Source organism: Sporosarcina sp. SAFN-010 (assembly GCF_059415065.1).
On sequence record NZ_JBPFDS010000003.1, the window covers coordinates 1 to 19,870 of the forward strand.

18 protein-coding genes and 1 pseudogene are annotated in these 19,870 nt (G+C 38.9%); 14 read left to right on the top strand and 5 right to left on the bottom strand.

Annotated features, from left to right (window positions below):
- From ACR65F_RS04600 to ACR65F_RS04630, 7 genes are all read left to right on the top strand, one after another.
- Positions 1–1,047 (top strand): IS1182 family transposase (locus ACR65F_RS04600; protein ID WP_440503443.1); only part of this gene is annotated, 1,047 nt, incomplete at its 5' end.
- A gap of 621 nt (positions 1,048–1,668) precedes the next feature.
- Complete coding sequence (locus ACR65F_RS04605; RefSeq protein WP_440503444.1) at positions 1,669–2,235, top strand: class I SAM-dependent methyltransferase; 567 nt, start codon at positions 1,669–1,671, stop codon at positions 2,233–2,235.
- Positions 2,236–2,251: 16 nt separating this feature from the next.
- Positions 2,252–2,935, top strand: a complete 684-nt coding sequence (locus ACR65F_RS04610) for a response regulator transcription factor (protein WP_440503445.1) — start codon at positions 2,252–2,254, stop codon at positions 2,933–2,935.
- Positions 2,932–4,026, top strand: a complete 1,095-nt coding sequence (locus tag ACR65F_RS04615; RefSeq protein WP_440503446.1) for a sensor histidine kinase — start codon at positions 2,932–2,934, stop codon at positions 4,024–4,026. The genes ACR65F_RS04610 and ACR65F_RS04615 overlap by 4 nt, the downstream gene beginning before the upstream one ends.
- A gap of 350 nt (positions 4,027–4,376) precedes the next feature.
- The gene (locus ACR65F_RS04620) at positions 4,377–5,024 is read left to right on the top strand and encodes a TVP38/TMEM64 family protein (RefSeq protein ID WP_440503447.1); all 648 of its coding nucleotides are present in this window, start codon (positions 4,377–4,379) and stop codon (positions 5,022–5,024) included.
- 146 nt (positions 5,025–5,170) lie between these two features.
- Positions 5,171–5,485: a hypothetical protein gene (locus ACR65F_RS04625; protein ID WP_039044160.1), complete on the top strand. Its 315-nt coding sequence runs from the start codon at positions 5,171–5,173 to the stop codon at positions 5,483–5,485.
- Between the two features lie 299 nt (positions 5,486–5,784).
- Positions 5,785–6,060 carry a YqhV family protein gene (locus ACR65F_RS04630; RefSeq protein WP_197054129.1) on the top strand — a complete coding sequence of 92 codons (276 nt, stop codon included), beginning with the start codon at positions 5,785–5,787 and terminating at the stop codon, positions 6,058–6,060.
- A 121-nt stretch (positions 6,061–6,181) separates the two neighbouring features.
- Here ACR65F_RS04630 and yxiS read toward each other — a convergent pair whose 3' ends face one another.
- Complete coding sequence (gene yxiS, locus ACR65F_RS04635) at positions 6,182–6,478, bottom strand: protein YxiS (protein WP_440503448.1); 297 nt, start codon at positions 6,476–6,478, stop codon at positions 6,182–6,184.
- Positions 6,479–6,813: 335 nt separating this feature from the next.
- On the opposite strand from yxiS, the gene ACR65F_RS04640 reads away from it, so the two are divergent.
- From ACR65F_RS04640 to ACR65F_RS04650, 3 genes are all read left to right on the top strand, one after another.
- A complete protein-coding gene (locus tag ACR65F_RS04640) occupies positions 6,814–8,202 on the top strand; it encodes a TldD/PmbA family protein (protein WP_440503449.1) in 1,389 nt (462 codons plus the stop codon).
- A 2-nt stretch (positions 8,203–8,204) separates the two neighbouring features.
- Entirely contained in the window at positions 8,205–9,548 is a 1,344-nt protein-coding gene (locus tag ACR65F_RS04645; RefSeq protein ID WP_440503450.1) for a TldD/PmbA family protein, read from the top strand.
- A gap of 236 nt (positions 9,549–9,784) precedes the next feature.
- Positions 9,785–10,036: a phage holin gene (locus ACR65F_RS04650; RefSeq protein WP_039044156.1), complete on the top strand. Its 252-nt coding sequence runs from the start codon at positions 9,785–9,787 to the stop codon at positions 10,034–10,036.
- Positions 10,037–10,196: 160 nt separating this feature from the next.
- Here the strand turns inward: ACR65F_RS04650 and ACR65F_RS04655 are convergent.
- Positions 10,197–10,394: pseudogene (locus ACR65F_RS04655) on the bottom strand (peptidase M42); the annotation flags it as partial.
- A 357-nt stretch (positions 10,395–10,751) separates the two neighbouring features.
- Between ACR65F_RS04655 and ACR65F_RS04660 the strand changes: the two are divergent.
- Complete coding sequence (locus tag ACR65F_RS04660; protein WP_440503451.1) at positions 10,752–12,044, top strand: protoglobin domain-containing protein; 1,293 nt, start codon at positions 10,752–10,754, stop codon at positions 12,042–12,044.
- Positions 12,045–12,111: 67 nt separating this feature from the next.
- Here the strand turns inward: ACR65F_RS04660 and ACR65F_RS04665 are convergent, their stop codons facing one another.
- The 3 genes from ACR65F_RS04665 to ACR65F_RS04675 form a co-directional block, all read right to left on the bottom strand.
- Positions 12,112–13,167, bottom strand: coding sequence for a M42 family metallopeptidase (locus tag ACR65F_RS04665; protein WP_440503452.1), 1,056 nt, complete (start codon positions 13,165–13,167; stop codon positions 12,112–12,114).
- 299 nt (positions 13,168–13,466) lie between these two features.
- Positions 13,467–14,159: an LrgB family protein gene (locus tag ACR65F_RS04670; RefSeq protein WP_440503453.1), complete on the bottom strand. Its 693-nt coding sequence runs from the start codon at positions 14,157–14,159 to the stop codon at positions 13,467–13,469.
- A complete protein-coding gene (locus ACR65F_RS04675) occupies positions 14,150–14,533 on the bottom strand; it encodes a CidA/LrgA family protein (protein ID WP_440503454.1) in 384 nt (127 codons plus the stop codon). The genes ACR65F_RS04670 and ACR65F_RS04675 overlap by 10 nt, the downstream gene beginning before the upstream one ends.
- Before the next feature lie 312 nt (positions 14,534–14,845).
- Here ACR65F_RS04675 and ACR65F_RS04680 point away from each other — a divergent pair, with 312 nt between their 5' ends.
- The 3 genes from ACR65F_RS04680 to ACR65F_RS04690 all read left to right on the top strand — a co-directional run bounded on the left by ACR65F_RS04680 (position 14,846) and on the right by ACR65F_RS04690 (position 19,789).
- Positions 14,846–16,966 carry an ATP-dependent Clp protease ATP-binding subunit gene (locus ACR65F_RS04680; protein ID WP_440503455.1) on the top strand — a complete coding sequence of 707 codons (2,121 nt, stop codon included), beginning with the start codon at positions 14,846–14,848 and terminating at the stop codon, positions 16,964–16,966.
- Between the two features lie 265 nt (positions 16,967–17,231).
- Positions 17,232–18,134 (top strand): DMT family transporter, encoded by a 903-nt coding sequence (locus ACR65F_RS04685; RefSeq protein WP_440503456.1) that lies wholly within the window; start codon positions 17,232–17,234, stop codon positions 18,132–18,134.
- A gap of 626 nt (positions 18,135–18,760) precedes the next feature.
- A complete protein-coding gene (locus ACR65F_RS04690) occupies positions 18,761–19,789 on the top strand; it encodes a DUF2268 domain-containing putative Zn-dependent protease (protein ID WP_039044148.1) in 1,029 nt (342 codons plus the stop codon).
- The last annotated feature ends 81 nt before the right edge of the window (positions 19,790–19,870 follow it).

A 19,870-nucleotide genomic window follows, 5' to 3' on the forward strand; every position in this document is an offset into this window, starting at 1 on the left:
ACAGATCTATTCGAACAGATCTTTTATCGAGTACTAAAGGAAGTCGCAGATCGTGGGCTACTTAGCTCGGAACACGTTTTTATCGATTCGACACACGTGAAAGAAAGTGCAAACAAACGGAAGTTCCAAAAGAAAGTCGTCCGTAAAGAGAGCAGAGCCTATGAGCAAAAGCTTCAAGAAGAGCTCAACATAGATCGTGAGAAGAACGGGAAGAAACCATTTCCACCAGAGAAGTTTGAAAAGGACGAGCATAAAGAAATCAAGGAGTCTACAACGGATCCGGAAAGTGGCTACTATGTAAAAGATGAGCGAACAAAGCAGTTTGCTTATTCCTTTCACGCAGCCACGGATGAAAGAGGATTTGTGCTCGCAACTATCGTCACTCCAGGTAATGTTCACGATAGCAATATGCTTCAACCGCTGGTCCAGAAAATTATCGATAAGGTAAAACGTCCACTGGCTGTCGCCGCTGACGCTGCCTATAAGACACCAGCTATTGCAAACTTTCTCCTAGAAAATCAGATATTGCCGGTGCTTCCTTATAAACGGCCTATGACAAAGGAAGGCTTCTTCAAGAAAAATGAGTACGTTTATGATGAGCATTTCGATTGTTATCTTTGTCCAGAAGGACAAGTGCTCAATTACCGTACGACAACGAAGGAAGGGTATCGCCAATACGCATCGGCACCTTCCATTTGTGCATCTTGTCCAGTAATCGATCAGTGTACGAAAAGTAAAAATCAACAAAAGCTTATACAGCGTCATATCTGGCAAGACTATCTAGATGTAGCAGAAGACTTGAGACACCATTATGAAATCAAAGAAATATACGGGAAACGCAAAGAGACGGTTGAACGAGTCTTTGCCGATGCCAAAGAGAAGCATGGTATGCGATGGACAACCCTGAGGGGACTTAAAAAAATGTCTATGCAGGCGATGCTTACTTTCGCTGCCCAAAATCTGAAGAAACTTGCCAACTGGACATGGATCCCACCTGTAAGGGGAAATGCACATACATATGGAATGTCCTGTGGGACATCGAGTTGATTGGAGAGCAGGGCGGCGACTCCTGGGGGATCAGCGCAGCGCGAAGACCCCGCAGGAGCAAAGCGACGAGGAGGCTGAGGGCAAGCCCCCTGGAAAGCGTCCGACCGGAACGGAGATCAACGGCTCTTGACCAGTTGCAGATTTATACGAACAAAAATCAAAAGGGTTGGAAATCATTTCGATTTCCAACCCTTTTGTCTACAGTCTGAAACCTTCTAACCCCTTAGTTAGAAGGTTTTTTTATGTTTATTAATTTAAAATGAATTTAGAGACTGTCTCAAATTACTATGTGATACGATTTAGTTATATGCTGGGAAAATTAGTTGAATAGTTTTTCATTGAAATAACACATTGCAACCTAACATGGCAATACTTGAGTATGGTATCTTCTCTGAGTACAGATAGCTTTTATTGTGGCTGACTTCTAGGTGTGGGTATCATACGCTAGGGGGCTCCCTGTCAATGTGCAACATTATTTACTTTACAGTAAAGAACTCTGCTTTATCATTTTTCAAAATACCACTCAAGCATTCTTAAGAATTCTTAAGGATTTTGACCATTCCCTCTTAAGGTTTGAATTTTAGAATATAATTATCGATTCAACCTAAGAGGAGGATAAATGTGAAAAAAGTATCTTTTTTAATTCAGTTTTTAGTCAATCCAAAAACAGTGGGAGCTCTTCTTCCTAGTTCGAGTTTTCTTGGTGAGAAAATTATTGAGAATATTGATTTTAAGGAGGCGGAATATATAGTTGAGTATGGTCCGGGTACAGGTGTATTCACGGAGAAATTGATTGAAAAAAGAGATCCAATGACGAAGATTTTATTGGTGGAAAACAATGAGAAATTTTATACCTTGCTCAAAGAAAAATATAGAGAGACAAATAATTTATTCATTGTATATGGTTCTGCAGAAAATATTGAACGATACATGAGAGAATATGGTATTCCTTATGTGGATTACGTCATTTCTGGACTTCCTTTTTCGAGTCTACCGACAAGTGTTTCATCTGAAATTTTATCAAACACGGCAAAAATTTTAAAAGAGGATGGGCAATTCATTACTTTTCAATACACGAAAATAAAAAAGGTATTCATTGAACAATTTTTCACCAAACTAGAAATGAAAAGAGAGTATAGAAATTTTCCACCTGCGTACATATTTAGCTGTACTACTTCAAAAAAATAGACGGAGGGATTTCTTAATGACAAGTATCTTAATTGTAGACGACGATATCGCAATCAGAAATCTTATCTCGGTATATTTGGAAAATGAAGGAATTCAAACTCAAAAGGCAGAAGATGCTATTGAAGCTATAAAAATGCTCGATAAAAATGAGTTTGATCTAATTATTCTAGACATCATGATGCCGAAGATGGATGGCATTCAAGCCTGCTTGAAGATCAGAGAAGAGCGTAACATGCCTATCATTATGCTTTCGGCAAAAACTGAGGATATGGACAAAATCCAAGGTCTTGCTTCTGGTGCCGATGATTACTTATCTAAACCATTCAACCCATTGGAGTTAATTGCTAGAGTGAAATCCCAATTAAGAAGATATAAAAAATGCAATACTGATTCATCTATCAATAAGACAGTTATTGAAATAGGTGATTTAGCGATAAATACAGATACACATCAGGTTTCTGTACAAAGAAAAGAAGTTCGGTTGACTCCAAAAGAATTTGATATATTAGAACTTCTTGCTCGGAACAAAGGAATTGTCTTAAGTATTGAAAAAATATACGAAGCAGTTTGGAAAGAGGACTTTTTTAAATCTGATAGTACAGTAATGGTACACATTACAAATATTAGAGACAAAATAGAGGTGAATCCAAAACATCCAATATACATTAAAACGATTTGGGGAGTAGGATATAAAATATGAAGAATATGGAGTTTAGGCATAAACTAACCGTAAAGCTTCTATTTACAATTGTAATTAGTTTATTTGTTACTATTGCTGTAATGATCGTATTTTCTCGACTATTATTTTACTTGTATAGTAGTATGTACTCACCTACTGAATTCAGTGCATTTCAAGGCGGTTTAATGTTTGTAGTATGGATTTTTATAGCAATCTTAACTTTCATATTAATTTTTATATTGCTGGTTAGTAGAAAAGTGAAATATTTGAAATCTATCTCTGAAACTGTTCAACACATTGCCGACGGAAAGCTGGGACTAACAATCGAGAGTAAAGGCAAGGACGAGCTAACACAATTAGTTCAGAACATAAACTATATGTCAGAGGAGTTAGAAAATAAATTTATACACGAGAGACAATTAGAACAGACTAAAAATGAGTTGATTACTAATGTTTCCCATGACTTGCGGACACCATTGACTTCAATTATTGGTTATTTGGATTTAATAAAAAATGGGCATTATAATAATGAATGTCAATATCAGGAATACTTTGAAACCATTTATTCAAAATCGGAAAGACTAAAAAATCTAATTGATGAACTGTTTGAGTTTACACGTTTATCAAGTCCTGATGTTAGCTTAAATCTCAGTAAAGTTGACTTGGCGGGTTTGTTGCAACAAATAGTAGGAGAATATATTCCGATATTTGAGAAAGACCAATTATATATTCGATCGTCGATTACAGATGAAGACATCCCTGTTTTAATAGATATAGAAAAAATGGTTCGTGTTTATGAAAACTTGTTTATGAATGCGATAAAATACAGCGTTAAACCTTCTGATATACAAATAACCTTTGTCTCTAAAGGGAATACCGCAGTTTTACAAGTATCAAACAGAGTGGACTTTCCACCAGGAGAAGATGTAAATAAATTGTTTGAACGGTTTTTTAGGGGAGATAAGGCGAGAATAGATGCACAAGGGGCTGGCCTTGGGCTTTCGATTTCCAAAAGAATCGTAGAACTTCATAATGGCAAAATTCGTGCGGAATACAAGGATGGTTGGATGAATTTTACTGTTGAACAACCTCTACAGAGTAAAGATGTATAAGACGCTCTACAAGTGAAAGACTATGTGTGTTAGGGTGATGAGCCACATCTTTCTGGATTAGGGAACAAGGTTTTTGGCGCGTATCAGTTAAAACGGTAGAACATGTGATGTATAGGTAATATCTATACATCCCTTTTTATTTCGGAAACGATTCTTTTACTCAAGATTCCGTGTCATTTGCCAATCAGAATTGTAGGTAAGCACTGTGGTTCATTCCTTAGATTACTTAAGTAAATTCAATAAGCCCTATATATTGAAAAACTTAAGAATCCTTAATGATTTCAAGGTGTATTTCTTAATCTTCCTTTCTTACTATGTATATATGGAAAGACTTAAGGAGAAGAGAAAATTTGAAAAAGAATTTAATTATAGTTGCCATTTGGATTTTATTTGTCTGTATATTAAATTACTTAGATTTAGTGACACTTGATGTGAATACGGTGAAAGAGTTCGTTTCCAAAAACAAGAATTATGCACTCTTACTATTTATAGCTCTATGGATTATTAGGCTTTTATTTCTTATCCCAGGTACAACTCTTATGATTTTAGCTGGAGTATGCTTCAGTCCAATTGACGCTTTTCTATTATCAACAGTAGGAATCGTAGTGAGTGAAAGCTTGGTTTATGTAATTGCTAAGAGTTTTGCTGGTAATAGGTTGAAAAAGTATTTAATGAATCGACATTCGGAGTTGAACGGTTTGTTGGAAACTCACAATTACAAATTTCTAGCACTAGGAATTATTTGTCCGATAGCACCAGCCGATGTAATCTGTTTTTTATCAGCTTCCGTAGGTATAAAATATTTCACCTACATGATAACCATAATTATTGCGAGTACTCCTCTTAGGATATTATATAGTTATATTGGCAGTAGCCTTACTGAATCTACAGGTGGTCTAGTCTTTGTTATAGGATCATTAGTATTTGTATTTGCGGTGTCAATTAAAATTTGGAACTCTCTTAAGAAAAAGCAGAAAAATGAGATGCCACAATCTTAAAAGAGAAGTACACGAAACAATAATGAATGTTTGAGCAATCACGAAGGTTATAGGCGCAGGTACGCTATTGTTTTGTATAATGTACAACAGAGGTGATGACATGTTTAACAGTAAAAAAGAAACGGAAATCAGTGGGGGACAGACTGATGGCGTTCGGAACTAATCGTACAGAATTGAGTGCTTGGAAAGAGGCGGTCCGTGCTGGAGAGATTGCGTTTCTTACCCATTACTGGCTAGATGACCGTTTTCCGGGTTGCAAGACTGTGACAAAGGTAGGCTGTGCGAATCTCGATCGCCTGATGGAGTGGGGACAAACATATGGGTTAAAGCCTGAATGGATTGACTACAAAAAAGATTACCCCCATTTTGATCTGTTCGGGAAAATCGAAGTGGAGGCATTGCTGGATGCTGGGTTTGAAGAACGTGTGGAACGGTTTAACTTGATGAAAAAGCCTGAGTGATATGGTTGGCGAACACATAAGTTTCATATGCAAATAGCTAAAGTTGACTCAGCCTAGCAGATCCATTCTGCTAGGCTGTTTTGTTCGCGTTAATTTTATAAAATTACAGGGAAATTCATGAATGTTTGAACGAAAAGTAAGACCTGGTGTAAAGGCATTCAGATTCTAAATTGGCATTTAAATCAGTGGATGAATAATATCAGACGCTACTCAGAATTGTCTCCTAGTTATACAACGGAAGGTCTTTCAAATATTGCGTGGACAGGTTGCATATAGTAAGTGTGAATACTACAGGGGATGTGGTCACAGTTATTGAAAGGGCGTTACTTTTTATCATTTTGTTAAGGGTGATTTCAGGGAGTATAGAAATATCAGCTGCTGCATTAATGTACAAGTACAATGATTTGGAGAAGGCTTTCTACATTAATAGCATGCTCGCTTTAGTGGGCCCAGTTATATTGGTTGTCACAACAGGGGTTGCACTGAGTGGGCTCACTGAAAAGATCTCTTTGACGAGGATTGTCTGTCTGTTTGCTGGAGTTTTACTAATCATATTTAGTTTGAAGTCCAAGTGAGAGCTTTTACGGGAAGTAAATTAAAAGGTTGCTGAGTCCGAAACAGACATGAATGATTTAACAAACATGAAAGTTTGGTACGCAGCATACCTTACTAACTATTTTTGACTGTATGTACAAATCACTTTTTCAAACGCTGAATTTCATCGGCTACTACAAATGCCAGGTCGTCATTTCCGAACATTTGGAGAACATCCAGCATCGTTTCGTTGTCGATGTGAAGTTCGTCAAATCCATCATCATTTTCCAACACTTCTTTTAAGAGTACATTTAACGGTTGTGCTGGGTATGCTTTTTGATAGAGAGTTTGTGAGTCAAGGTCATGATTGGCACACCATTGGACAAATAGTCTCACCATAAGAGTTTCATCTTCTTTATACTTCTGAATGATTTGTTGATCGATATTTTTAAATTCCATTGTCTAATCCTCCATAGTGAAGTTATGAGTCTAAGTATAAACGATAAGTTGAATATCTAAAACGAATGTCATTTCTCGTCTGAATATTATTAGATTGACTGCTTATGTAATAGTTCATGAAAATTGAGATATTCCTGAGAATACAATGGAAGGCTGCCTAAATAGAAGGTGGCCATTTTCACGTGGAGCATAGGACGTGTGTGTGCTTTGCCGGTTTTGACGGTGGCTAATTCAGCTCTGTACTAGTAGTGGGGGATTATAAAACTGAATAGTAACCTAAATCAATGTATTCTAACAAAATGTAGGTTATAATCCAAATGGAGGGGGAATGAGGAATGATTAAACAATCCGTTATAGAAAATGTGTTAGAAGCCGCGTTATCGACTGGCGGTGATTTCTCTGAGGTTTTCATAGAAGACAAGTTTGTGAATTCGATTGAGTTACAAAGTAACAAGATTGAAAGAAGTATATCGGGGCGTGACTTCGGAATTGGTATCCGGATTTTCTCAGGACTTCAAAATGTGTATACGTACACCTCTGACTTTACTGAAGAGGGGTTGATAGAAGCGGCGAAGCGAGCTGCTCTAGCAATTAGTGGAGGCGGAAATGGGATTATCCATCCCTTACAAAAGGAAGTTATAAAACCGATTCATACCATTGCTCAACTGCCACAAACCGTTGAGAATGCGCGCAAAGTAGCAGTGATGAGAAAGGCGAACGAAATTGCAAGAAATTATGACGAGCGCATCCGCCAAGTGGGACTTCGTTATTATGATGAGGAACAGAATGTCTTAATTGCCAATTCAGAAGGCAAGTTCGTAGAGGATAAACGTGTCCATTCACGACTTGCGATTCAATCGACAGCTTCAGAAGGTGCGGAAATGCAGAGTGGATTCTACGGTCCAGGAGCACATGCTGGTTTTGAATTCATCGAAAATCTGGATCTTCAACATTACGCAGGAGAGGCGTCACGTATTGCAGTGACTATGCTTGGTGCGGATGAGTGTCCAAGCGGAAAGTTCCCGGTGATCATTGATAATGAATTTGGTGGTGTGATTTTCCATGAAGCGTGCGGCCATGGACTTGAGGCGACATCGGTTGCGAAGAACACCTCTGTATTCGCGAATCGCATCGGTGAAAAGGTTGCTCCTGATATTGTGACGTATATTGATGATGGGACGCTCCCAAATGAGTGGGGCTCTCTGACAATTGACGATGAAGGTGAAAGAACACGTAAAAATGTGTTGATCGAAAATGGGATTTTAAAAGGGTATATGATCGATAAATTCAACGCGCGTCGTATGAATGCGGAAGCGACTGGCTCTTCTCGTCGTCAATCGTATCGATTTAATCCAACTTCACGGATGACGAACACGTATATTGCACCAGGGAAATCGACACCAGAAGAAATCATTGCATCTACAGAAAATGGGATTTACGCGAAATATATGGGTGGCGGTCAAGTGAATCCAGCAACTGGAGATTACAACTTTGCCGTTGCTGAAGCGTATTTGGTGAAAGATGGTAAGATCGGTCGTCCTATTCGTGGTGCAACGCTTATTGGGAATGGTGCGAAAACTTTGCAGCTAGTCGATAAAGTCGGCAACAATTTGGCGCATGGTGCAGGGATGTGTGGGTCTGTCAGTGGTAGTCTCCCCGTAAATGTCGGCCAACCCATGTTGCGTGTCAGTGAGATTACCGTTGGTGGGACAAAGGGGGAATAACAATGGACATTCAACTATTTCAGGAAGAACTTTTGAAAAAAGCACAGGATGTTGGTTTTCATGAGGCAGAGGTTTACTATGAAAAATCTAACTCGTTTCAAGTGAAGATATTTGAAGGGGAAATTGATAGCTATGAAACTTCTGAAGAAGGCGGTGTTGGATTCAGAGGCTTGTACAATGGGAAAATGGGCTATGCGTACACAGAAAAAATTGATGATGATTCCATTTCTTTCTTAATCGAGGGTGCAAAAGCGAATGCAGACGCGCTTGATGAAGATGACGGAACGGATATCTTTGGAGGAAGTGAACACTACTCAGAGCACTCCCGTTATAGTGATGAGCTTGCGAATGTCTCAATTCCAGAAAAAATCGCTTTTATAAAAGAAGTAGAAAAGAAAACTCTCGCTTATGATCCACGTATTGTCTCGGTAAATTATTGTGTACTACAAGACTTTTCACAGGATCGAGTTCTTACAAACAACAAAGGACTTTCTTTACAAGACAAAACGAATGGACTTATTGTTTTCATTTACGCCGTTGCTAAAGATGGGGAAGAAATGAAGACAGGTGGCGCGGTGCGATTGACAAGAGATTTCAATTCCTTGGATGCTGATGAGATTGCTAATGAAGCAGGGAAAGAAGCAATTTCAAGTTTAGGAGAGAAATCGATTCCATCACGGAAGTATCCGATTATTATGCGACATGATGCATCGGCTTCTTTATTAGCAGCATTTACACCGATCTTTTCCGCTGAAGAAGCGCAGAAAGGCCAGTCATTGTTGAAAGACAAAATTGGTGAAGAAATTGGAGCGAAAAACTTTAGTCTTGTAGATGATCCTTTCCATCCTGAAGCGTTATTAGGTAGAAATTTCGACGGAGAAGGCGTTGCAACTAAAAAAACGATTATCATCTCGGATGGCACCTTAAAAACACTTCTTCATAATCGGAAAACTGCTAAAAAAGAAGGCGTTGACTCAACAGGTCATGCAAGTAAAGCGTCCTATAAAAGTACCCTATCCGTTGCACCTGATAATCTATACATTGCCCCAGGGGTAGACAGCCAGGAAGAATTGATGTCGACTATAGAAGAAGGTGTGTTGATCACAGATTTGTCGGGTCTTCACTCAGGAACGAGTACCATTTCAGGTGATTTCTCGGTGGCCGCATCAGGCTTCTATATTAAAGATGGAAAAATCGCGTCCCCTGTGAAACAAATGACTATTGCAGGAAACTTCTATGACTATATGAATGGAATCGTATCGGTTGGATCTGATTTGAAATTCGTTCCGGGCGGGTACGGTTCGCCTTCGGTAAAAGTGAAAGAACTGTCAGTAACAGTGGATTAAAAGGAATGTTGTTTTAAAGCACAGGTGGAGAAAGTAATCCTGAATGTGAAAAAGGTTCCTTTAAGGGGATTACGAGATCAGAAATTAAGAGTTAACAGGCATTGCTGGACATCCCTCACAGGATGTCTTTTTTTCTATGCATAAAATAGATAGTAGCCAATGGAAGATGTATAAAAAGATGGTATACACACGCTCACATTTCTTCTGAAAGAGTAGCTAAGAAAGGAGGGATTCAAGTGAATGCAGATAAATTAAAACAGTATATCGGATTGTTTGGTGGTTTGGCTTCAGCTGTCTTTTTGTTTTTACACACGATTGGTATTCAGTTCACCTGGTTCAATCCAGCAAGCATTGGAGCCTTCTCTGGTGTACTAGTGGCGGCAATTCCATTTGTTCTAATTGTTTATGGTGTATATAAAAACTCGTACATCCTAACGGAAAAGGCTAAAAAACAAGAAAAGGAATTGAAAAGGAGAGGACTAAAATAAATTTGAAATAAAGCCAGCATCTCCATTGGTTTTAGCCTCTGTTTTTTGACACCAAGAACTTTGCATACTCCTACTTAGAAAGCCACAAAAATTATCGCCTCGCAAGGAATTTTAAAAAACCAGCGATCCGGAAAAAGGTCGCTGGTTTTACACTGTAGTATTAATATCGCTGCATATCCGATTGCACATAATAATAGAGCAACTGCAGCGTACAATCCAAGGACTCCTCATGAGTACGTTCAAACGCATGGGAAGAATCGATACCTGGACCTATCAGACCATGGATGATGTCATGTCCTGCTTTGATCGCTGCGGACGCATCTGAACCATAGTACGGATAAATATCAAGCTTGTATGCAAGGTCGTTCTTTTAGAATAACTCAAAAAATGCAGTTTGCCAGTCTAAGATGATACGGCCGCTCGCGCACTATCTGCAGATGGAAACTGTGTATTCATCCGAAGATTAGTCTTCTCACATGGTCCCACATTGGTGATAGTTGCCTATGCAAAGTACAACTAGAAGTTAAAATTGTGAGACGGCAGCAATTGAAAGTAGAAACAGAATAGATACGTGGTGCCTTTTAGTTCATAAAATGACATGGTATACAACACGCGAAAATAAGTCTAAGGTCATGAATATAATTAATTACTTTTTGTTGCGGGGGTGGTATGATATACCCTGATCGTAAATTAGGGTAGATTGGCGGGAACTTCTTTGATTTTTAAAAAACAGAAAAAAACAGGTGTTAAGGTGTTAAGTGACAAAGCTAAGTCGGAATTATACATACCTAAGGATACCGATATTGAAAATCAGTTAAACATGATTGACTTAACAAAAGAAGATCTTCGTATTATCAATTGCCTACAACCATTTATTATTGAGCATATTGATCCAATTATGGATAGGTTTTATAAAAACTTAGAAAAGGAGCCTTCATTGGTAAATATCGTCAATAGTAATAGTTCGACCGATCGATTGAAATTAACTCTTAAACAACACATTACTGAAATGTTTGATGGGGTTATTGACCATACGTATTTTGAAAAAAGAATCCGTATTGCCCAAATCCATTATAAAATTGGGTTAAAAACAAAATGGTATATGTGTGCATTTCAGGATCTTCTTCTATCCTTACTGAATATCATTGATGAGAATATAGAGGATAAAGAAGAATGTGTTCTAGCGATAATGGCTGTATCCAAAATATTGAATATTGAACAACAACTAGTTCTTGAAGCGTATGATAATGAGATTGATAAAGTAAGAGATCAAGAAGAAAAAGAACAAAATAGGATAAAAGACAAAGTAACTAGTGCTTCGGAAAACCTTGCGGCTATATCTGAAGAAACCAATGCTTCATTTCAACAACTAAGATTTCAGTCAAATGAAATTGCTAACATGGCTAATGAAGGCTCAAAATTGTCCACTTTGGCAAAGGAACGATCCTTGAGAGGGAAAGAACAATTGAACCATCAAAGTACAAATATGGAGAATATCAATTTCTTTGTCAATGATATATCAGGAGATGTAAAATCATTATTTGATATATCGTCCAGAATGCAAGGGATTATAAAAATCGTAACTGACATTGCAGACCAGACTAATTTGTTAGCACTTAACGCTGCAATAGAAGCAGCGCGTGCAGGGGATGCAGGAAAAGGTTTTGCGGTTGTAGCTGCAGAGGTACGTAAACTTTCCGAGGAAACGAAAAAATCAATTATAAATGTATCTACATTGATTTTAGATACAAATTCTCAAACGGAGAAGTTAACTCAATCAATCGAAAAAATAAGGACTGCGGTAAAAGAGGGAAATAGTAGGATGAACGAAACAGAAGTTCAATTTGAAGAGATATTAAAAACGATGGACGAGACCGAACATCAAAACAACACTATTGAAAATGAGCTCGTTTCATTTGTTAATGTAGTCAATGATTTAGGTAAAGCCTTCGAAGATGTCTCTCTATCTGCAGACAGTCTTATCTTGATTACGCATGAAATGATTTAGATATCTAAACATAAGGAAACCCAATGCCCTGAAAAGTTACAGGTCACTGGGTTTTTCGTTTTGACTATTAATATCGCTGCATATCCGACTGCACATAATGATAGAGCAACTGCAGCGTACAATCCAAGGACTCCTCATGAGTACGTTCAAACGCATGGGAAGAATCGATACCTGGACCTATCAGACCATGGATGATGTCATGTCCTGCTTTGATAGCTGCGGATGCATCTGAACCATAGTACGGATAAATATCAAGCTTGTATGCAATGTTATTATGTTTAGCTAACTCAACAAGGGAGTTACGGAGACCAAGATGATACGGGCCACTCGCGTCTTTTGCGCAGATGGATACTGTATATTCATCCGTAGATTGGCCATCTCCCATAGCACCCATATCGACCGCTAGATACTCAACGGTTTCAGCAGGTATGTTGGAGTTACCACCATAACCGATTTCTTCATTGTTGGAGATTAGGAAATGTGTTGTATAAGGTAGCGTGATTTTTTCTTCGTGAATTTGTTTAATGAGCTGAAGTAGAATTGCGACACTGGCTTTATCATCCAGATGACGTGATTTGATGAACCCATTGCCACAAATCTCAACACGTGGATCGAGTGACACGAAATCACCCACTTCAATACCAAGTGCACGGACTTCTTTCTCATTCTCGACTTTAGCGTCAATACGCACTTCCATATTCACTTTGTTTCGTTCTGCTTTGCCAGCATCTTTATAGACATGTACAGACGTTTGATGCATTAATATCGTACCTGTGATCGTCTTACCTGAAGCCGTGTGGATCTGGCAGTATTCGCCTTCAATCGAATTGTAGTTATAGCCGCCTATTAAATCGAGGCGTAGACGTCCATTGCTCTTGACCTCTTTCACCATAGCACCAAGCGTGTCGACGTGGGCAGTAAGCATTCGGTGCTCCGCGTTGTTTTTACCTGGTAATGTAGCAATGAGGCCGCCTTTCCGGTTGCGCTTTGTTTCCACATTGTATTGCTTCAAGTATTCCTCAACAAAAGCAATTACCTCTTTTGTGTAACCTGAAGGGCTTGGGATTGATACGAGTTGTTGAATCAGTTCTTTTGTTTCAGCTGTGTCAGGTTTATAAGTCATATGTATTCTCCTTTCAAGATGGTTCGTCTCACTAAGTTTATCTTGTTAAAAGAATTTTCACAACCATTCAGGTTGATAGGTGGATGCTGGGAAGGAGGGGGATAGGATGGACAACGGCTATAAAAATAGAAGAGTGCTAGTCAAACGGGGAAGTTCAAAATACCAAGATTAGTCGGTGTGCAGATACCTTTCACAAAATACGTATTCAAGTGTAGGAAAAATAGAAAGGTGGTAGGATAAATAGCAATAAAAAAAGACCGGATGATTTAACATCCAGTCTATGCGGGTGACAATCGCGATCATCCATAAAATAGCAAAGCAATCACTGGCCCCAGTAATGATCCGAAAATAGCGGAAAGGGTCATGGCGACAGAACTCAACGAAGCTTCCTGTTCACCGTATTCAATCGCTTTTGACGTTCCGATTGCGTGGGTTGCAACGCCTAACCCAATTCCACGGCCAAGTGTGCTGTCCAACTTAAAGAACGCGAGAAAATAGTGGCTAAGTAGTACACCGCTGATTCCCGCAATAATGACAAACACAGCTGAAAGTGCCGGAATTCCACCTACTTGCGTCGCAATTTGCATCGCAATTGGAGTCGTAATGGATTTAGGCAAAATGGATAAGACTAGTTCTTTTGAAAACCCTGCACTTTTCGCAAGCCACACACCAGTAACCATGCCCGTTAAACATCCAACCAAAACTCCAGTTGTAATCGGGTAGATTTGACGTTTTAACAATTCTCTTTGTTTATATAAAGGAATCGCCAACGAAACTACGGCAGGGCCGAGTAGCTTATCGATCCACTGGCCGCCAACCATATAAGTTTCATAAGGAATATTAAAAAGAACTAGAATTAGGATAATGACGATTGTAGTTGTGATAATAGGTACTAAAAACGGCAAATGGACCTTCATGTAGAGTACAGTCATTGCAAAATAGACCGCAATCGTCAATAGTATGAATCCCAATGATAGTATGATCAGCTGCATTCAGATCCCGCCTTCCTCTTGTCCATCCACTTCGCGACCGATTGGCTTACAAAACTAGCCACGCCCATCGTCAAAAACGTGCTAACGATTGTAATCGGGATTAACAAGCTGCCTTTGCCTGAAAAGAAGTGACCATAATTCATGACAGCGACAGTTGCAGGGATGAAGAATATCGGTAAAACCGATAACAGGGAATGTGCCCCAGATTCAATCCATTTCAAATTTATCAGCTTTGTGCTCAAAGCTCCCCATACTAACAATAATCCAATGATGCTACCCGGAAGTGGGATGTGCAGAATGTCATGTAGCCAGCTTCCGATTACATAAAACCCATAAAGAAACGCTACTTGAATCAGCTTAATAAGAATATTCATAGACTGCTAATTCCTTCTTTCATCAGTTTCGAATGAGTATGTGTTGAAAGATACTGTTAAGTAGTTAATCTTACAACTGTTTTACTCTGTTCATTTATTATATAAAAGAGCTTCAACCAAACGCAAAAGACATTGTTTTCAGTGTTTACTAAAAACCTTTTGTGATTCGAATTCTTAAAAGAACGTGTCATAACTTAATTAAAACTACACAAGCAAATTTCTTGAATGTCAAATAAGGTCATTGTAAAATAGAGTAAAGGTTAAAGATAGTCAAAGTCAAATCTATATTGAAATATTGAGGAGGAACCTAATATGAAATGCCAACATTGTGAAAAAAACCAAGCAACAATGAGTTTACGGCTACAAGTAAATCAGCAAGCGATGCAGGTAAATCTATGCAGGTCCTGCTTTCACGAATTAAATGGCCAACTTAGTGCGGGCAACGTACCGTCATTCTCAAATGAATCTTATCAGGCAAATGGTGCGAAACAAACATATACGCAAGTGAGAGAACCAGAAAGTCACGAACCAGGGTTATTAGACCAATTGGCTAAGAACTTATCTGATGATGCGCAAGAAGGATTAATAGACCCAGTCATAGGACGTAATCAGGAAATTAAGCGCGTTATCGAAACTTTAAATAGAAGAAATAAAAATAATCCGGTTCTGATTGGGGAACCGGGTGTCGGTAAAACGGCGATTGCTGAAGGGCTTGCAGTGAAAATCCATGAAGGTGATGTACCAGCGAAATTGCTAAACAAAAAGGTATACGTGCTGGATGTTGCATCACTTGTTACCAATACGGGAATCCGAGGACAGTTTGAAGAGCGGATGAAGCAACTGATTGAAGAATTGGAAATGCGTAAAGATGTTTTGTTGTTCGTGGATGAAATTCACTTACTAGTTGGTGCTGGAAAAACCGAAGGATCTCAGATGGATGCAGGAAATATCTTAAAGCCAGCTTTGGCTAGAGGCACGTTACAACTTATCGGGGCAACAACACTTAAAGAATATCGACAAATTGAAAAAGATGCTGCTCTCGAACGTCGATTCCAGCCAATCATCGTTAAAGAACCGTCTGCAGAAGATACGAATAAAATTTTGAACGGTATTAAAGATCGATACGAAAACTTTCATGGCGTAAGCTATTCAGATGAAGCGGTACAAGCATTTGTGACGCTATCACAACGCTATATCCAAGATCGGTTTTTGCCGGATAAAGCAATTGACCTGATGGATGAAGTGGGAGCACGATTAAACCTGGAACAGACATCAGCAGGTGATTCAGACTCACTTGAAATGCGCCTGGAAGAAATTGTTCAACAAAAAGAGCATGCAGCAGATCAGGAGAATTATGAAAAAGCAGCCAACTTGCGTGCAGAAGAAGTGAAATTACGAGAAAAATTAGATGAAGGAAAACAAAATGGAGAAGCAGGGCATTCTGAAGTAGCAGTAGAGGATATTGAATTGATTGTAGAAGAGAAGACTGGTATTCCGGTGACGAAACTTCAAGCTGCAGAGCAAGCGAAAATGAAAGGTCTTGCCGAAAACCTTGGCAAAAAAGTCATTGGTCAATCTGAAGCGGTCGAAAAAATCGCAAAGGCAATTCGTCGAAGTAGGGCTGGATTGAAATCAAAAGATCGCCCAATCGGATCGTTCTTGTTTATCGGACCAACAGGTGTTGGGAAAACAGAACTCACTAAAGTCTTGGCGGAAGAGCTATTCGGTTCTCGTGATTCGTTAATCCGTATGGACATGAGTGAATATATGGAGAAACATGCGATTTCTAAAATCATCGGTTCACCTCCGGGTTACGTTGGTCATGAAGAAGCCGGTCAATTGACGGAACAAATTCGCAGAAATCCCTACTCAATATTGTTACTCGATGAAATTGAAAAAGCACACCCCGATGTGCAAAATATGTTCCTTCAAATTATGGAGGACGGTCGATTAACCGATTCACATGGTCGTACAGTAAGTTTCAAAGACACGGTCATCATTATGACAAGCAATGCAGGAACAGGAGTTGCTAAAAAAGTGAGCGTTGGATTTAATCAGACAGAACATGAGTCAGTGACGATGCTTGAAACACTAGGTGATTATTTTAAGCCAGAGTTTCTAAATCGTTTCGACGCGATTGTTGCATTCAACGAGTTAACAGAAGACGATTTACTAGAAATTGTAGATTTGATGCTTTTAGATCTTCAAGAAAGCATTGAAGAAAATGATATTAACCTCACAATCACACTAGAAGCGAAGCAAACACTCGCGAAGTTAGGTTATGACAAACGCTTCGGAGCTCGTCCACTAAGAAGAGTGATACAAGATAAAATCGAAGATCCTCTGACAGATCTTTTATTGGAAGAAGAGACTGGTGGAAAAGTGAGTTTCGACGTAGTTGAGGATGAAATTGTCTTACAGAAAGTGCAGTAATTAGTCGTATACAAAAAGATAACGATTGATTAGTTGAATATAGTAATTTGGGTAACCACCCTACATGCTTATCAGTGAGCATGCAAGGTGGTTACTTTTTTGTTTGTGTATTCATCAGAGGATATGGTGCATTTTGTCATCTATATAAGCGAGGGGGGTCTCCTATAAAACCTTGCGTACATTTCAAGTTAGTCTATATATCACTGATTGAATATTGTATGATTAAATTTGGAAAATACATAGCTATATGAGTAGGAGGAGAGGGATGGAAACACAACCAGGACTTAGAGTTTATCTGATGACTATAGCGGGGGCAGTTTGCTGGGGGCTGATTGGATTATTCATCGCACCGTTGTATGCAAGAGGTTTCACGGCTTGGGATGTTGTGGCCATCAGGGGGATTTTTAGTTTTATCTTTTTGCTTCTGGTCATGGTTTTATTTTTCAGAGATCAGTTGCGCACTCGCTTAAAAGATCATCTTTTTTTCGCGAGCGCGGGGATTTTCAGTCTTGCGCTGTTTAACTACTTTTATTTCGAAGTCTTTTCTCAATCAAGCTTGTCCCTAGCGGTGACGCTTTTGTACACCGGTCCCTTGTTCGTCACGATTCTGTCTCGAATCTTCTTTAAGGAACCTCTAACGATTCGCAAAGGGTGGGCGCTTGCGTTTGCGATTACCGGTTGTGCTTTTGTGGTAGGACTACTCCCGCTAGGATCGCAAAGTATTCCGGGTAAGACGCTATTCATGGGAATTCTTTCAGGTTTTTGCTATGCACTTTATAGTATTTTTACAAAACCAGTCACAAAACGATACTCTGCGTTGACCATCACTACATATACGTTTTTCTATACAAGTATCTTCATGTTATTGACGAGTGATATTTTTGGTAAGGTGGATAAATTTCAGTATGCCGATGTGTGGATTTCGGCTTTGCTGTTGGCGTTGGTTTCAACAGTTGCCGCATATGTATTGTATACATCTGGACTAAAATATTTGGAAGCAGGGAAGGCATCCATTTTGGCGACGATTGAACCGATAGTGGCTGTACTGATGGGTGTCTTGTTTCTCCATGATCAGCTGCATGGGTGGCAAGTGTTGGGTATTGTGCTGGTTCTGTATTCAGCCATACTTGTGGCTGGAGGACGGTATCGGAAACTGAAAAGAGGTTGATAAAGTTCTAATCAGTTATAGGTAAAAACACCATGTTTTATCAATTTACTATGATGGATGTTCAGAATAAACGTAAAATCACAGTAGCTTGAACGCATGAAGAGCGGTTATACGTAGTTTACAAAAAGCTTTTAAAAGAGTGACCTCCATTTAGTTCCTTTGACAAAGGGAATGGGAGGTCACTTTTTTTGATTGGTCAGGAAGACAGTCATAGCAATTATAGCTGAAGTTAACTATTGCAACTGTTAGGTATGAATTTGTAAAAAGTTTGATTATTTGAAATAAAGTTCGATAATTAATTAGAAAATTTGATACAATAGTGTAAACAAATGGATTGTGTGGCAATATAACAAACGTGCCAGTAAGAAGTATACAAACTGTTGCTTTCCGGTCCAGACTGCACGCTTGGCGTGGCTTGAGTCATCTCGGTCGCGAAAAGCATGCGCCCAGAGGGGTCTCAAGGCGAGTGCAAAGATATGCTCTCAACGCTTCGCTTTTGTTCGCAAAAGCCGTTCTTCGTTACGGCTTTCGCTGATCCCTCCGGAGTCATCCGTCTTCCGCTCCAAGCAACGGGGAGTACTATAAATAAAGCGTCCATTCATCAAACGGGGGATTAGGGGGAAAAAATGAGAAAATTAATAGTTCTTTTTTTTACTTTGTCAATATTGTCTCTATTAGGTTGTAGTAATGACCCTGAAGAGTCTAGTCCATCACGTGAAAATAATGGAAAGGCTTCAGAACAAGCCATACAGAACTCAGTGAAGGAAGAAGTAGCAACTAAAAAAAATGTGCCAAACTTTAATACATTCACATATAATGGTCAAGTATTTGAAATAATATATTTTTATCAAAATTTTATAGACTATGTTGAAAAAGCGAAAGAACAACCAGACAATTTAGATGAATTATATATGGAAACTGTTATAAATCCACTAGGTGGTGGAGATGGCCAATGGATTTTACAACAGTGGGGCTTTGGAACTCCGACGCGTCCGGCTCTTTTAGATAAGTATCTACAATCACTAATTGAAAACCATGATACTATCAAGGATTTGATAATTAATGCTTTAAAAGATTCAGCTGACCAGCTACAGCCCGGAGTTACAAAATACGTCTATGTTCTTCCTGCCAATCCAGATGACGCGTTTACTTTAAGACGAAACGAAGGTGTGGCAGGTGCTGCCTGGGATCAAAGCTTTATGACAATCCAAATTGCTCCTCCTTTCCTTAAAGAGAGCAATTTAAAATTTTCAGTTGCACATGAGTATCATCATACAGTCTTTTTCGAAAATAAAAAATTTGCAATGGATGATTCCTTATTAGATTTCGTCCTGGTGGAAGGAAAAGCAGATACGTTCGCACGAATCATCTACCCAGAAATTCAAACGCCATGGAGCGATTTTTCAACAGGCAAAGATGAAATTCAAACATGGCAAGTACTTCAGAAAAACGTAAGTTCAACTGACTCATTAATTAAAGATCTTTTTTTCCTTGGCGATGGAGTAAAAGGACTTCCCAGATGGGCAAATTATAAAATCGGGAACAAAATAATGGAAAGCTTTATAGACGAAAATACTAATGTTTCAATTACTGATTGGACTAATATGTCTTCCGATGAAGTTCTTGAGAAAAGTAAGTATAGTGAAAAGCATTAAATTATGTAAATTACTGAGAAATAATATCCAATCAGAACCAACTTTCATCAAACGGGGCATTAACGGAATAAAAGTTGTACC

Bases quoted from the DNA above. Each gene is read 5' to 3' on its own strand.
- ACR65F_RS04610 (WP_440503445.1), top strand. From the start codon at position 2,252: ATGACAAGTATCTTAATTGTAGACGACGATATCGCAATCAGAAATCTT.
- ACR65F_RS04615 (WP_440503446.1), top strand. From the start codon at position 2,932: ATGAAGAATATGGAGTTTAGGCATAAACTAACCGTAAAGCTTCTATTT.
- ACR65F_RS04625 (WP_039044160.1), top strand. From the start codon at position 5,171: ATGGCGTTCGGAACTAATCGTACAGAATTGAGTGCTTGGAAAGAGGCG.
- yxiS (WP_440503448.1), bottom strand. From the start codon at position 6,478: ATGGAATTTAAAAATATCGATCAACAAATCATTCAGAAGTATAAAGAA.
- ACR65F_RS04640 (WP_440503449.1), top strand. From the start codon at position 6,814: ATGATTAAACAATCCGTTATAGAAAATGTGTTAGAAGCCGCGTTATCG.
- ACR65F_RS04645 (WP_440503450.1), top strand. From the start codon at position 8,205: ATGGACATTCAACTATTTCAGGAAGAACTTTTGAAAAAAGCACAGGAT.
- ACR65F_RS04665 (WP_440503452.1), bottom strand. From the start codon at position 13,167: ATGACTTATAAACCTGACACAGCTGAAACAAAAGAACTGATTCAACAA.
- ACR65F_RS04670 (WP_440503453.1), bottom strand. From the start codon at position 14,159: ATGCAGCTGATCATACTATCATTGGGATTCATACTATTGACGATTGCG.
- ACR65F_RS04675 (WP_440503454.1), bottom strand. From the start codon at position 14,533: ATGAATATTCTTATTAAGCTGATTCAAGTAGCGTTTCTTTATGGGTTT.
- ACR65F_RS04680 (WP_440503455.1), top strand. From the start codon at position 14,846: ATGAAATGCCAACATTGTGAAAAAAACCAAGCAACAATGAGTTTACGG.
- ACR65F_RS04685 (WP_440503456.1), top strand. From the start codon at position 17,232: ATGGAAACACAACCAGGACTTAGAGTTTATCTGATGACTATAGCGGGG.
- ACR65F_RS04690 (WP_039044148.1), top strand. From the start codon at position 18,761: ATGAGAAAATTAATAGTTCTTTTTTTTACTTTGTCAATATTGTCTCTA.